The sequence below is a fragment of the Pseudoduganella sp. GW821-FHT05F09 genome, assembly GCF_059419605.1.
The window spans coordinates 303,449-316,176 of the sequence record NZ_JBWKSD010000007.1; the positions used below are offsets into that span (position 1 = coordinate 303,449).

Here is a 12,728-nt window from a genome sequence, read left to right on the forward strand (position 1 = left end):
CTTTTGCATTTGACACGGCGCTGTCCACGGCTTATATTCCAATAAGGTTATATAAGAAAGCGCCCCATGCACACCGACACACTCAACCGCGCCTTCGCCGCCCTGGCCGATCCCACGCGGCGCGCCATCCTGGCCCGGCTGGCGTCGGGCGAGGCCACCGTCAACGAGCTGGCCGAGCCGTTCGCGCTGACGCAGCCGGCCATTTCCAAGCACATCAAAGTACTCGAACAGGCCGGCCTGGTGTCGCGCAGCCGCCTGGCGCAGACGCGGCCCTGCAAGCTGGAAGCGGCGCGGCTGAAAGACGTGTCGGACTGGCTGGACACTTACCGGGGCATGTGGGAAGACCGCCTGGACCGGCTTGGCGATTACCTCAACTCAACGGAAGGGAATAAAAAATGACGCAAGCATTCACCATCACACGCCAGTATCCGCAGCCGCTGGCCAAGGTATGGCAGGCGTGGACCGAGGCCGAGCGCCTGCAGCAGTGGTGGGGGCCGCAGGGCTGCAAGCTGGAAGTGAAGCGGCTGGAATTCCGGCCGGGCGGCTTCTTCCACTACGCCATGCTGTTCGACGGCATGCCCGCCATGTGGGGCCGCTTCAACTACCGCGAGATCGCGCCGCAGGAACGCATCGTGTGGCTGAACTCCTTCGCCAACGAGCACTGCGGCATCGCGCGCGCACCGTTCAGCGAAGCGTGCCCGCTGGAGATTGAAAACACCGTGACGTTCAGCGAGCGGGACGGCGTCACCACGGTGTCGCTGAGCGCCATCCCCTTCGGCGAAACGGCCGCCGAATACCAGTTCTTCGACGAACTGCGCCCTTCGATGCAGCAGGGCTACGGCGGCACGCTGGACCAGCTGGAAGCCTACCTGCGCGCCTGAGCGCAGCTGGCTCAGGCAGCTCAGGCGGCGCAGCCCGCTCAGGCAGCCGCGCGCGGCTCGCCCAGGTAGGCGCCGCGCGGCGCGCCCAGGCCCTGCTTGACCTGCTTGGAAATGTCGTCGGTCAGCACCTCGTCCTCGCCCGCTTCCAGCGCGGTGACGATGGCGTGGGCAATGTCCGCCGGGGCCGATTTGGGCGCGTCCAGGCCATGCGTCATGTCGGTGTCCATATAGCCCATGTGGGCCGCCAGCACCTGGGTGTTCTGCTCGCGCAGTTCGCCGCGCAGGCCGTTGGTCAGCGCCCAGGCGGCGGACTTGGACACGCTGTAGGTGCCCGAGCTGGCGAAGCTGAGCCAGCTCAGCGCCGACAGCACATTGACGATGGCGCCGCCGCCGTTGGCTTTCAGCGCGGGCGCAAAGGCCACGCTTAGCGCCATGGGGCCGAAGAAATTGGTTTCCAGTTCCTTGCGCACCGCGTCGGCCGCGCCAGGCGTGGTGATGTCCGCGCCGGTGAAGATGCCGGCGTTGTTGATGAGAATGGTCAGGTCGGGAATCGCCTGCACCGCCGCTGCGATATCGGCCGCGCTGGTCACGTCCAGTTTGATCGGCGTCACGCCCGGCAGGGTGACGGAGGCGGGGTTGCGGGCGGCGGCATACACTTTGCGCGCGCCGGCGGCCAGCGCCGCTTTGGCCAGGGCCAGGCCGAGGCCGCGGTTGGCGCCGGTCACGAGTACTACGGAGTCTTTGAAGTTCATGATGATTTCCTTGGTTTAGTGGTCAATATGACCGGTCGTCTTAAAAGTGATTCAAAAAAAACGGCGCCCCGGTTGGGAGTACGCCGTCAACGCAAAATACGGGTCAGTACGGTGTGCAAAAACCTGTCCAGCGGGGCCTGGCTTTGTTCCGCCTTGGAGCGCAGCACTGCTCCTTGCCAGGCGTCCACAATAAAATTGGCCATTTCCAGCGCCGGCTGTCCGGTGCTGATGTTGCCTGCGCGCTGGCCTTCGGCGATCACGCTGGCCATCATGCCGGTCCAGTCCGCAAATTCCTTGTGCAGGGCATGCCGCGCCGCCGGGATCTGGTTCGACAGTTCGGTGCTGAAATTGCCCAGCAGGCAGCCGCAGTTGAACTCATGCTTGGCGTTGGATGCGATCAAGGCCTCGAAATACTGTTGCAGCCTTGCCAGCGGTGGCAGGGCGGTGTTGTGCAGCACGTCGCCCAGCTCGGCCGCCTGCTCCGAATAACGGCGCAGCACTTCCATTCCCAGCGCATCCTTGCTGGTGAAGTGGTTGTAGAACGAGCCTTTCGGTACACCGGCCGCGTCCGTAATATCCTGGACGCTGGTCGCGTTGAACCCCTTGCTGTGCAGCAGGTTCAGGCTGGTGGCGACGATTTGCTCTTTAACGTTGGGCTTGGGCATGGCTATAATATGACCGGTCGGCTTAAAAAAATCAAGCATTATTTTTGAAACAGGGGAAGGTGGCCTGTTTGACGCATATCAAAGCCGCGTGGGCCGGAATTGCTAGACTGAACTTCTGATTGGAGTTTGGAGGAGACGATCAGGCATAGCGTACACAGAGACGCTACTACCGGCGCCGGCGGTCGGGAAATATACCGGCACCAACAAACCGAAAAAAAGCCCGCGAGTGCAATGCGCTCGCGGGCTTTTGCCATCGCGCTTGCGCTTATTTGCGCTTGCTTGCGCTGCGGTCGCGGATAGGGCGGAACTCGGAGTCCGCGCCCCAGTTCGGCCAGTCCTTGGAGTCCGCCAGGTCGCGGCCCACGGTGTACAGCAGTTCCAGGTCGCGCGCCATGCCGGTGAATGGCCACTGCGCGCTCCACTCGTCCGAAGGCTGGTGGTAGTTGTTGGTGTTGTACGCTTCCTCTGCCGCCTTGCCTGCCGCCAGGCCGCCGTCTACCCAGTCCTGGCCGGAGCCGATGGAGAACGCCGGCACGCCGCGCTTGGCCATGGAGAAGTGGTCGGAGCGGAAGAAGTGGCCCGCTTCAGGCTTGGGATCGGGCGTGTACGCCATGTTCCAGCGCTTGGCTTTTTCGATGGTCTGGTCGATCAGTTCCAGCTTGGCGCTGCCGGAGATGGTGAAGTTGCGCGCCGGGCCTTGCGGGCTCAGGGCGTCCATATTGATCACGCCTGCGGTCAGCTCCAGCGGGTACAGCGGGTAGGCGCCGTAGTATTCCGAACCCAGCAGGCCTTTTTCCTCGGCCGTCACGGCCAGGAACACCACGCTGCGCTTGGGCGCTGGCAGCTTGCCGTACACGCGCGCCAGTTCCAGCAGGGCGGCGATGCCGGTGGCGTTGTCCACCGCGCCGTTGTAGATCTTGTCGCCCTTCGCGTCCGGCAGGCCCACGCCCAGGTGGTCCCAGTGGCCGCTGTAGATCACGGTCTGCTGCGGGCGCTCGCTGCCCGGCAGCAGGGCCGCCACGTTTTTCGACTTGATCACCTGGGTGTCCACCGCGTAGTGCGCGGACAGGCTCAGGCCGGCCAGCGGCAGCGGTTTGAAGGCGCGCGTTTGCGCCTGCTTCTTGGCCGCCTCGAAATCCAGGCCGGCGCGCTTGAACAGGTCCACGATGACGTCGCGCTGTATCCAGGCTTCCATCGGCGCGTGCGCCTTGGCCGGCTGCTTGCGCACGATGTCGTACATGGTGTTGGTGTTGGAGTTCTTCACCGTCGCCCAGCCGTAGGAGGCCGGCGCGGTTTCGTGCACGATGATGGTGCCGAGCGCGCCGCGGCGCGCCATTTCCTCGAACTTGTAGGTCCAGCGGCCGTAGTAGGTCATGGCCTTGCCGCCGAAATCGCCTTCGCCGGTTTCGAAGTCCGGGTCGTTGATCAGCACCACCGCCAGCTTGCCCTTCAGGTCCAGGCCCTTGAAGTCGTCCCATTTGCGTTCCGGCGCGGTGACGCCGTAGCCGACGAAGACCAGCGGCGCCTTGTCGAAGTCCACGCGCTTGGCGCCGTTCATGGCGGCGCGCACGGCCATCTGCTCGCCTTGCAGGAAGGGCTGGCTGCCCTTGGCGTCGTTCAGCGACAGCGTCACCGGGCCCTGGATTTCAAAGCGGCCCAGCGGTACTTCCTGGGTCCAGCTGCGCTGGCCTTTGATGAGGTCGCCGCCCGGTTTCATGCCGGCGGCCTTGAACTGCTCGATCAGGTAGTCCACGGTTTTGACTTCGCCTGCGGTATTCGGGCCACGGCCTTCGAATTCGTCGGACGACAATACTTTAACGTCCTGCGACAGGTGCTGTGGATCGAACTTGGGCGTATCGGTGGCCTGCGCCGCAGCTGCGGATAGCAGCAGGGTGGCTAGCATGGCGTGTTTCACTGTGAACCTCCTTGGGTAATGGATAGGCAAAAACGCTGCAAGTATCGGCCTAAACATGGAGCAGGTCAACGGCGGAGCCGGCGGGTTACGCGCTACGCGCTAACCCGCCAACGCCTCACAGCCGCGTATCGTAGCGCTTGCCCGCAATGGTCACTTCGCTGAGCGTGACATTGCGCGCGTTGTGCACGAACCAGGGCTCGGCCGCGCGCGGCGTGCCGAAGTCGCAGCGGCTGATGGTCACATTCGACAGCGGCAGCAGCGGCACGCCCGCCGGGCCGTTGTAGCTGTGCGCCACGGGGCCAAGCAGCACGAAGGCCTGGTAGCAGGAATACGAACCGTCCCCGGTCTGCACATTCGCCACCCGCACGTCCGAAATATGGACGTCCGACACCTCCGGCGGCCGCGTGCGCACGCTGTCGAAGGCGGGCGTGTAGTCGCAGTCTATGGTGATGATGGCGCCGCCGCTGGTGGCCACCGTCTTGGGCGCGATCACGCCGCCCGGTATCGGCGTGTAGAAGCCCGGCTTGGTGCGCACGCCGTTGGCCAGCGTCACCTGGCGCACGTAGAAGTGGCGCAGGAAGCCGCCCCGGTTCATATTCGTCTTCATGCGGATGGCGGTGCCGAGCGGATCGGTGGCCCAGTGCATATTGCGCACGTCCAGGTTCTGCGCGTACACGTGCTCAATGCCGGCCGCCATTTCGCTGCCCAGCGTGATGGCGCCGTGGCCGGTGTTCATGATGCTGTTCTGGATCACCATGTCGCGCGTGGGGCCGTACTGCACGTCGGTGTTCTTGCCCGCCTTGATGGCGATGCAGTCGTCGCCGGTGTTGAACAGGCAGCCGTCCACCAGTATCGTGTCGCAGGATTCAGGGTCGAAGCCGTCCGAGTTCGGCCCCATGCTTTCCATGCGCACCTTCTTGATGTGCACATTGCGGCAGTTCACCGGGTGGTGCTGCCAGAACGGCGTGTTCACCACCTGGTAGCCCTGCATCAGCACGTCCGTGCAGCCGACGAATTCGATCATGCAGGGCCGCAGGTAGTGGCCCACGCCGAATACGCGCTGCTCGGCGGGCACGCGCGCCTCGGACAGCGCGGGCAGGTATTTCTCGTCGCTGCGCCAGTCGGTGTGACTGCCTTTGATGAGCGTGAGTTCCGCCGGCGAGAGCTGCGGCGCGAGCGCGGACAGCGAGGCCGGATTGGCTTCGTTGACCACGCCCTGGCGCGCCGTGGCGCCCGCCGGACGGTTGCGCCAGGCCCAGCTCCACCAGCCGTCCGCGCCGCCGCTGCCGTCCTCGAAGGGCACGTTGCCCTGGCCGTTCAGGATGCTGGTCCAGTCCTCGCCGGTGATGGCGATATTGTTCTGGTTGCGTGCGTACACCATGGGCGAGTAGTTCAGGCAGTCGTTGCCCTGCCAGCGCGACAGCACCAGCTTGCCGTTCGGGCCGCAGTCGAATTCGCCGTGGCGCGCGTAGTCGGCCGGGTTGGCGCTGAAGTGCACGCGCGCGCCCGCCGCCAGGTGCACGTTGACGTTGGAGCGCAGCACGATGGGGCCTTTGCAGTACCAGTCGCCGGCGGGGATCAGCACGCGGCCGCCGCCGGCCTGGCTGGCGGCGGCGATCGCCGCGCGGATGGCGGGATGGCTGTCCGGCGCGCCGGGCGCGGGCACCAGCTGGGTGGCGGCAGGCGTGCCGTGCGCGCCCGCCAGCGGCGTTGCCTCGGCCATCGCGCAAGGCCGTGCGCCGTGCGCGGTGATGACGAAGTCGCGCGCCGGGAAGGACAGCGGCTTGGCGAATTTGGCGGCGATGCGCTCGGCGCGCGCCCAGGGATCGGCTGCGGCTGTTTTTTCCGCGCTTGCGGGCGCCGCCATGGCTGGCGCGCCGGCGGCCAGCGCGGCGGCCGATGCGCCCTTCAGCAAAGCGCGGCGGCGCTGGTCGATGGCGTGGTGTTCTGCTTGTTTCATATTGCTTGATCCTTAGCGGGTGAGGCGGAAATAGTCGACGTCGAGATAGCCTGCGCTAGCGGGGCCCGCGCTGAACAGGCCCACTTGCGCGCCCACCCAATGGCCCTTGGTGGCGGCGAACGGCGCGCCGGCCGCGAGGTAGTCCTTGCCGTCCACGCTGTAGAGGAATTGCGCCTGCGCGCCTTCCGCCATCACCATGCGCAGCGACAGCGCGGACGGCGCCTGCGCCAGCAGCACCGTGCTCTGTTCCTTGCAGCGCGGCGCGAACGGCGTGCAGGTGGTGTAGACCAGCTGCGTGTCCGCGCCCAGCTTGCGCAGGCCCAGCCACGCATAGCTCATGCCGTTCAGGATAAGGCCGGCCTGGCCGCCCTCGGCTGCGCCGTTCAGCTCCACGCGGGTGTCCACGGTGAAGGCCGCAGCGGGCAGCTTTTGCGCCAGGATGTTGGGCGCGGCGCGCACATAGCCGTCCGCCTGCGGCGCGGCCAGCACCGGCAGGCGCAGATAGCCGGGGCGCGCGGCCAGCGAGTACCAGCCCTCCTGCGGATTGGCGTTCCATTGCCACTGCAAGCCGAGCGCCGTGCCGCTGAATTCATCGCTGGTGGCGGGTACCTTGACGGGATGTCCCGCCACCGGCTTGCGGTAGCTGGCCACCGGATTGCCCACGCCGGGCTTGGCGCCGGGCTGGCCTATCAGCGGCCAGCCATCGCTCCACGCCATGGGCTGCAGATGCACCACGCGGCCGTAGGCTTTGCGGTCCTGGAAGTGCAGGAACCAGTCCTTGCCGTCCTGCGCGCGCACCCACGCGCCCTGGTGCGGGCCGTTGACGGCGGAGCTGCCCTGGTCCATCACCACGCGGTCCTCATACGGCCCTTCTACGCTGCGCGAACGGAACACCGCCTGCCAGCCTTCCTCCACGCCGCCGGCCGGCGCGAACACGTAGTACCAGCCGTCCTGCTTGTAGAACTTGGGGCCTTCCAGCGTGCGGTAGCCGGGCAGCTTGTTGCCGTCGATGACGACCTTGCCCTGCGGGTCCAGCACGCGCCTGCCGTCCGGCGACATGGGATGCAGCGTGAGCACGTTGTTGAAGCCGGCGCGGCTCTTGGCCCAGCCGTGCAGCAGCCAGGCCTTGCCGTCCTCGTCCCACAGCGGCGTGGGGTCGATCAGGCCGCGTCCGGGCATCAGCAGGTGGGGCTCGCTCCACGGGCCGCTGAAGCTGGTGGCGGTGATGACGTAGATGCCGAAGTCCGGGTCCGGGTAGAAAATCCAGAATTTGCCGTCGTAGTAGCGCAGGCAGGGCGCCCATACGCCGGCGCCGTGGCGCGGCACGGCGAAATGCGCGGCGGGTACTTGTTTGGGCAGTGCGTGTCCCACCAGTTCCCAGTTCACCAGGTCTTTCGATTGCAGCAGCGGCAGGCCGGGCGCGCTGTTGAAGCTGGACGAGGTCATGTAGTAGGTGTCGCCGACGCGCACCGCGTCCGGGTCCGAGTAGTCGGCATGGAGCACCGGATTCCGGTAGTTGCCGTTGCCCAGATCGGCAACCCAGGGTTCGGCGGCGTGCGCCAGGTTCAGCGCGGCGAGCAGCGCGCAGAGTAGTGTGCAAGTCGGGAGTGGTTTCATGGTGAGGCTTTTAACTGGTCTGGCCGATAATTTATTGGCCTGACCAATTAAAAGCAAACACTTTTTTGTAACGTTGACTACGCCGCCGCGTCGGGCGCCTGGTGCTTGGTGGCGTACATGGCCTGGTCGGCATAGCGCAGCAGCTGCGCCATGTCGAAGCCGTGGTCGGGATAATGGGCGATGCCTATGCTGGCCGAGGTGTGCAGCGTGCGGCCGTCGCCCACGTCCACCGGGGCGGCCAGCGCCAGGTGGATCTTCTCCTTGACCAGCGCGGCGAACTCGGGCCGCGCCACTTGCTCCAGCACCACCACGAATTCGTCGCCGCCGATGCGCGCCACAGTGTCGGCCTCGCGCACGCAGGCGCTGATGCTGCGCGCCACCGCCTGCAGCAGCCTGTCGCCGGCGGAGTGGCCGTACTGGTCGTTGACCAGCTTGAATTTGTTCAGGTCGATGAACAGCAGCGCCACGCGGCCTTGCTGGCGCTGGGCGCGCGCGATGGCGGTGGCCAGCCGGTCATGGAACAGGCTGCGGTTCGGCAGGCGCGTCAGATCGTCGTGCTGGGCCATGAAGTGCAGGCGCGATTCGAGCTGCTTGCGCTGGATGGCGGTGGCGATCTGGGTGGACACGAACAGCAGCAGTTCCTGGTCCTGGTCCGTATAGCCCTGGCAGGCAGGGCCGCCCCCGGCCACGGCGCCGTCGCGCAGCACCAGGGCGCCTATGGTGGCTTGCGGGGTGCACAGCGGCACGCTCATCCAGCAAGCCTGTTCCGGGGCCGCGGCCACCAGCAGCGCAGGCGGCAGCGTGGCCATGGTGTCCGGCGCCACGCGCAGCGGCATATTGCGCCGCAGCGCTTCCTCGCACAGCAGCACGGCCAGCCGCGCGTCCGACTCGGGACCGCTGGCATTGGCGTGGTAGGCGAAATACAGCGTGTCGTCCGGCGCGTCGCGCAGGACCACGGCGAAGGACTGCACCGGCAGCAGGCCGCCGACGATTTGATGCATGCGCTGGTACAGCGCCGGCAGGTCTTCGGTGGCGTGCGCCGCTTCGGAGATGGCGTACAGCGCGGCCTGCATGGCCTCGGCGCGCTTGCTGGCGGTGATGTCGCGCGCCACCGCGATGCGCAGCTGGTCGGCTTCGGACCAGCGCGCCGACCACATGATGTGGACGATGGCGCCGTCCTTGCGCACATAGCGGTTTTCGAAGCGGCTGTTGGGCTGGCCGTCCATGATGCTGCGCGCCGCCGCCAGCGTGCGCTCGCGGTCGGCCGGGGCCACCAGGTCTATCATGGCCATGCCCACCATCTCGTCCTGGCGGTAGCCGAAAATGCGTTCGCAAGCCGCGCTCACGAACACAAAACGCCCGTTGACGTCCACCATGCAGACGGCGTCAAGCAGGAGATCGGTGAAGCTGGCAACCGGGGCACTGACTAGCGGATTCATAGTCACTATTCTAGTCTCATTTGTTATAGATTGCGCAATGTATTGCTCATTGGATTGATTACTCAAGGCTAGCATAACGCGCTAGCATCGTAGGCCGTTATTCCAATCTAAAACCCCGAGAAAGCCCCTTATGATGCCTTTCCGCACACCGACCCTCACCCTGGCGCTGCTGCTGGCGCTGCCCGCCGTCACGGCGCATGCGCAGCAGGACGCTGCCGCGTCTTCCTCATCGGTCACGGTGTCGGGCAAGCGCAGCGCAACGAGTGACCCGCGCGAGATTATTGCCGCGAGGAGCAAAACCCTGTCGCCCAACCATGCGTCATCCTGCGCCTTCATGAGCGGCTACAGCGCCGGCGACGACGAGGCCATGCTGCGCTATATGAGCGACTTCAACCACGGAGGCCAGGCGGACGGCGCACAGCGGCTGAGCGAAAACAGCCCGGACGGCGACGTGTCCACCATAAACGACCGGCGTGCGGAGTCGTCCGATTTCGCGATGCCCGCGTCCACCGATGCCTCGCAATGCGGCCCCTCGGATTCGCGGATTGCCGTGGCCCGCAACCGCATCATGCGTAAGGACAAATCGCTGGCCAACGCCTTTGTTGCGATCGACCAGCAGGACTACGCCACCGCGCAGCAGCAGTTCAAGCTGGCCTGGGACAAGATAGGCTACGGTGAAGCCGCGCTGATGCTGGGCAAAATGCACCTGTACGGCATGGGCACGCCGCGCGACACCAAGCTGGCGATCTACTGGCTGGAGCAGGTGGTGGACAAGCCCTACCACCCGGTGTTTGACCGTATGAAATTCGATCCCGCCCAGCCGGAGCAGATCAACGAACGGGTGGAAGCCATCATGCTGCTGGCGAAGATCAACCTGCTGGGCATAGGCGTGCCGAAAAATGGCGCCGAGGTGCGCCGCTGGTACGCCAAGGCGGCCGACGTGGGCTTCACGCCCGCCGCGAACCTGCTGGGCATGGCCTTCCTGACCGGCTACGGCGGCGGCCGGGACGTGGCCAAGGCGCGCGCCAGCCTGCAGCAGGCGGGCGAGGAAGGCTATTTGCCGGCGCTGTATGAGCTGGGCCGCCTGTATTACAACGGCGACGAAGGCCTGCCCAAGGACTACAAGATGGCGGGCGCGTATTTCAGTGCCGCCGCCAAGGCCGGCCACGTGGAATCGATCTACGCCGCCGCCCGCATGTATGACCTGGGCTATGGCGTGGCGCCGGACCAGCAGCGCGCCATAGCGCTGTACAAGCAGGCCGCCGTCAAAGGCCACCCGGCGGCGGAAGGCGCGCTTGCGACCTACTTCTACGAAGGCAAGCTGGTGCCGCAGGACTATTCGACCGCGCGCAAGCTGTTCAATGAAGCGGCCAAGCAGGGGCAGGCGGACGCCATGTTCAACCTGGCCGTGATGACGATGGAAGGCCAGGGCGGCAGCAAGGACATGGCGGTGGCCTATGTGTGGTTCAGCCTCGCCAAGGCGGCCGGCTACGCCGACGCCGACGCGGCGCTGGCGTCGGTGGGACCGCGCCTGACCGCGCAGGAAAAGCTGCGTGCCGACGCGGTGCTCAAGCCGACGGTAAAACGCTGAGCGTGCTACGCCTCCCGTAGGGCGGGTTAGCGGGGCGCGCCGAGCGCAGCGTAACCCGCCATAGCCGCAGAGCCGCTACAGGCGCGACAGCTCCGGCCCGCCGCGCCGCCCCAGCCAGGTGGCGTCGAAGCGTTTTTGCGCGGCCGCCAGCGCGGGCTTGTCGCCGCGCAGGCGGTACACCTCCACCAGGCCGCGCAGCGCCCAGCCGTTGCTCGGCGTGCGCGCGAACGAGGCGCGGAACGCCGCCTCCGCATCATCCAGCCGGCCGGCCCGCAGCAGGGCCGCGCCCAGCGACTGGCGCACCGGGTAGTACCAGTAGGGCGGCTCGGTGTAGGGCAGCGCATCCTGCAAGGCCACCCCTTCCTCGTAGGCCTTGATGGCGGCGGGCAGGTCGCCGCGCGCTTCGGCCAGGCGGCCGGTAGCCACTGCACGCGCGGTGCGCACAATCTCCTGCCCCGGCACGCCCCAGTCGGCGAGCGGCTTGAAGTCGCCGCCGCGCTCTATGGCCGCCAGCGCATCGATCTCGGCCTGGCTGTTGGGCTGCATGCCCTTGCGCGCATAGCCCACCGCGCGCGCGTAATGCCACATGGCGCGCACCAGCACAAACTGCGGGTCGGGCGCGGGCAGGGCGATCAGCTGCTCGGGGCTGCTGAACTGCACATGCGAGAAGTAGGGCGCGGCCTTCACCGCCTGCATGCCCGCGAAGCTGGGCAGCGCTTCCACCGGGACCGACTTGTCCAGCTTGGCGGCGGAGGCCAGCGCGGTCGGGCCGTCGCCGCCCATCAGCGCGGACACCATGGCGAAATGGATATTGTGCGGATAGTAGGCGCCCTTGTAGACGGCGTCGCTCTCGGCCTTGCCGAAGTACTGCTCGTCGATGGCCATCGCATCCAGGTTGGACTGCAGCGCCTCGCGGTACAGGCCCACGCGGTAGTAGATATGCGAGGGCATGTGGACCAGGTGGCCGGCGCCCGGAATCTGCCGCGCCAGGCTGCGCGCATAGGGCAGCGCCTTGTCCGGATGGCTGGACGCTTCCATGGCGTGGATGTAGTAGTGCACCGCGCCGGGATGGGTGGGGCTGCGCTCCAGCACGCGCTCGAGCGCGTCCACCATCTCCGGCGTGCGGCCCTTGCCGCGCGTGCCGGCCGCTTCCCAGTAGTCCCACGGCGACAAGTCCATCAAGGATTCGGCGAACAGCACCTGGATGGTGTCGTGGTTGGGGAAGGCGCGCGCCGCCTCGGCCATGGCGTTGGCGTAGGCCGCGTCCAGCGGCGCGCGGCTGTCCGGTGCAGGGGACTGGTAGCGCTGCGCCACGGCGCGTATCAGCGCCTGCTCGGCCGGCGTGGCGCGTCCGGCCAGGCTGGCGGCCTTGGCCGCCGCCGCAGCGGCGGGCTGCACCGCTTCCGGGAACATGGGCGCGTTGATGTTGGGGCCGAGCACCAGGGCCTCGCCCCAGTAGCACATGGCGCAGCCGGGATCGTGGCGCTGGGCGGCGCGGAAGGCGCGCGCCGCCTCCGCGTGGTTGAAGCCGAACAGCAGGCGCAGGCCCTGGTCGAAATAGGCCTGGGCCCGGGTGTTGGCGGTGCTCACGGGCAGATGCAGGCTGCCCAGATTGCTGTACAAGGGCGGATCGCTTGCGGCGGCGGGCTTGCGCTCCTGCTGCGCCGGGCGGAAGGGCGCGGTTTCGGTCTGCGCGGCCAGCATGGCCAGCAGCATGGGCGGGCGTCCGGCCTGGGCCGCCGTGCACATGGCTTGCGTGCTGAATAGCGGATCAAAGCCGGCGTCAAAACCGGAGGCGGAGCTTTCCGCCTGCGTCAGCGTCACCGGACAGAGCGACAGCATGGCGGCGGCGGCGTAAATGCGTGGGCAAGGCATGGCGCTCTCCTTCTGTTTTTGTTTTGAACTCCT

The 12,728-nt window shown here is 66.7% G+C and carries 10 protein-coding genes; 3 read left to right on the forward strand and 7 right to left on the reverse strand.

Translation table 11 applies throughout. From position 1 onward, the window contains the following. The first annotated feature begins 66 nt into the window (after positions 1-66). Together AC07S4_RS23070 and AC07S4_RS23075 are read left to right on the forward strand one after the other, a co-directional pair. Positions 67-399, forward strand: a complete 333-nt coding sequence (locus tag AC07S4_RS23070) for an ArsR/SmtB family transcription factor (protein ID WP_494988847.1) — start codon at positions 67-69, stop codon at positions 397-399. Continuing rightward, the gene (locus AC07S4_RS23075) at positions 396-881 is read left to right on the forward strand and encodes an SRPBCC family protein (RefSeq protein WP_494988848.1); all 486 of its coding nucleotides are present in this window, start codon (positions 396-398) and stop codon (positions 879-881) included. The genes AC07S4_RS23070 and AC07S4_RS23075 overlap by 4 nt, the downstream gene beginning before the upstream one ends. Before the next feature lie 38 nt (positions 882-919). Here the strand turns inward: AC07S4_RS23075 and AC07S4_RS23080 are convergent, their stop codons facing one another. The 6 genes from AC07S4_RS23080 to AC07S4_RS23105 all read right to left on the reverse strand — a co-directional run bounded on the left by AC07S4_RS23080 (position 920) and on the right by AC07S4_RS23105 (position 9,229). Continuing rightward, complete coding sequence (locus AC07S4_RS23080; protein ID WP_494988849.1) at positions 920-1,633, reverse strand: SDR family oxidoreductase; 714 nt, start codon at positions 1,631-1,633, stop codon at positions 920-922. Positions 1,634-1,719: 86 nt separating this feature from the next. Next, on the reverse strand, positions 1,720-2,298 hold the full coding sequence (locus tag AC07S4_RS23085) for a TetR/AcrR family transcriptional regulator (RefSeq protein WP_494988850.1): 579 nt from the start codon (positions 2,296-2,298) through the stop codon (positions 1,720-1,722). Positions 2,299-2,563: 265 nt separating this feature from the next. Continuing rightward, the gene (locus AC07S4_RS23090) at positions 2,564-4,201 is read right to left on the reverse strand and encodes a M28 family metallopeptidase (protein WP_494988851.1); all 1,638 of its coding nucleotides are present in this window, start codon (positions 4,199-4,201) and stop codon (positions 2,564-2,566) included. 127 nt (positions 4,202-4,328) lie between these two features. Then, positions 4,329-6,173: a glycoside hydrolase family 28 protein gene (locus tag AC07S4_RS23095; protein ID WP_494988852.1), complete on the reverse strand. Its 1,845-nt coding sequence runs from the start codon at positions 6,171-6,173 to the stop codon at positions 4,329-4,331. A 12-nt stretch (positions 6,174-6,185) separates the two neighbouring features. After that, positions 6,186-7,790: a glycoside hydrolase family 43 protein gene (locus AC07S4_RS23100; RefSeq protein ID WP_494988853.1), complete on the reverse strand. Its 1,605-nt coding sequence runs from the start codon at positions 7,788-7,790 to the stop codon at positions 6,186-6,188. Positions 7,791-7,867: 77 nt separating this feature from the next. After that, on the reverse strand, positions 7,868-9,229 hold the full coding sequence (locus tag AC07S4_RS23105; protein WP_494988854.1) for a sensor domain-containing protein: 1,362 nt from the start codon (positions 9,227-9,229) through the stop codon (positions 7,868-7,870). A 130-nt stretch (positions 9,230-9,359) separates the two neighbouring features. On the opposite strand from AC07S4_RS23105, the gene AC07S4_RS23110 reads away from it, so the two are divergent. Then, positions 9,360-10,820 (forward strand): SEL1-like repeat protein, encoded by a 1,461-nt coding sequence (locus tag AC07S4_RS23110; RefSeq protein ID WP_494988855.1) that lies wholly within the window; start codon positions 9,360-9,362, stop codon positions 10,818-10,820. Between the two features lie 75 nt (positions 10,821-10,895). Here AC07S4_RS23110 and AC07S4_RS23115 read toward each other — a convergent pair whose 3' ends face one another. Then, positions 10,896-12,695 carry a tetratricopeptide repeat protein gene (locus AC07S4_RS23115; RefSeq protein WP_494988856.1) on the reverse strand — a complete coding sequence of 600 codons (1,800 nt, stop codon included), beginning with the start codon at positions 12,693-12,695 and terminating at the stop codon, positions 10,896-10,898. Between the last annotated feature and the right edge of the window lie 33 nt (positions 12,696-12,728).

Coding starts and splice junctions, on each gene's coding strand:
- AC07S4_RS23070 (WP_494988847.1), top strand. CDS start 67: ATGCACACCGACACACTCAACCGCGCCTTCGCCGCCCTGGCCGATCCC.
- AC07S4_RS23075 (WP_494988848.1), top strand. CDS start 396: ATGACGCAAGCATTCACCATCACACGCCAGTATCCGCAGCCGCTGGCC.
- AC07S4_RS23080 (WP_494988849.1), bottom strand. CDS start 1,633: ATGAACTTCAAAGACTCCGTAGTACTCGTGACCGGCGCCAACCGCGGC.
- AC07S4_RS23085 (WP_494988850.1), bottom strand. CDS start 2,298: ATGCCCAAGCCCAACGTTAAAGAGCAAATCGTCGCCACCAGCCTGAAC.
- AC07S4_RS23090 (WP_494988851.1), bottom strand. CDS start 4,201: ATGCTAGCCACCCTGCTGCTATCCGCAGCTGCGGCGCAGGCCACCGAT.
- AC07S4_RS23095 (WP_494988852.1), bottom strand. CDS start 6,173: ATGAAACAAGCAGAACACCACGCCATCGACCAGCGCCGCCGCGCTTTG.
- AC07S4_RS23100 (WP_494988853.1), bottom strand. CDS start 7,790: ATGAAACCACTCCCGACTTGCACACTACTCTGCGCGCTGCTCGCCGCG.
- AC07S4_RS23105 (WP_494988854.1), bottom strand. CDS start 9,229: ATGAATCCGCTAGTCAGTGCCCCGGTTGCCAGCTTCACCGATCTCCTG.
- AC07S4_RS23110 (WP_494988855.1), top strand. CDS start 9,360: ATGATGCCTTTCCGCACACCGACCCTCACCCTGGCGCTGCTGCTGGCG.
- AC07S4_RS23115 (WP_494988856.1), bottom strand. CDS start 12,695: ATGCCTTGCCCACGCATTTACGCCGCCGCCGCCATGCTGTCGCTCTGT.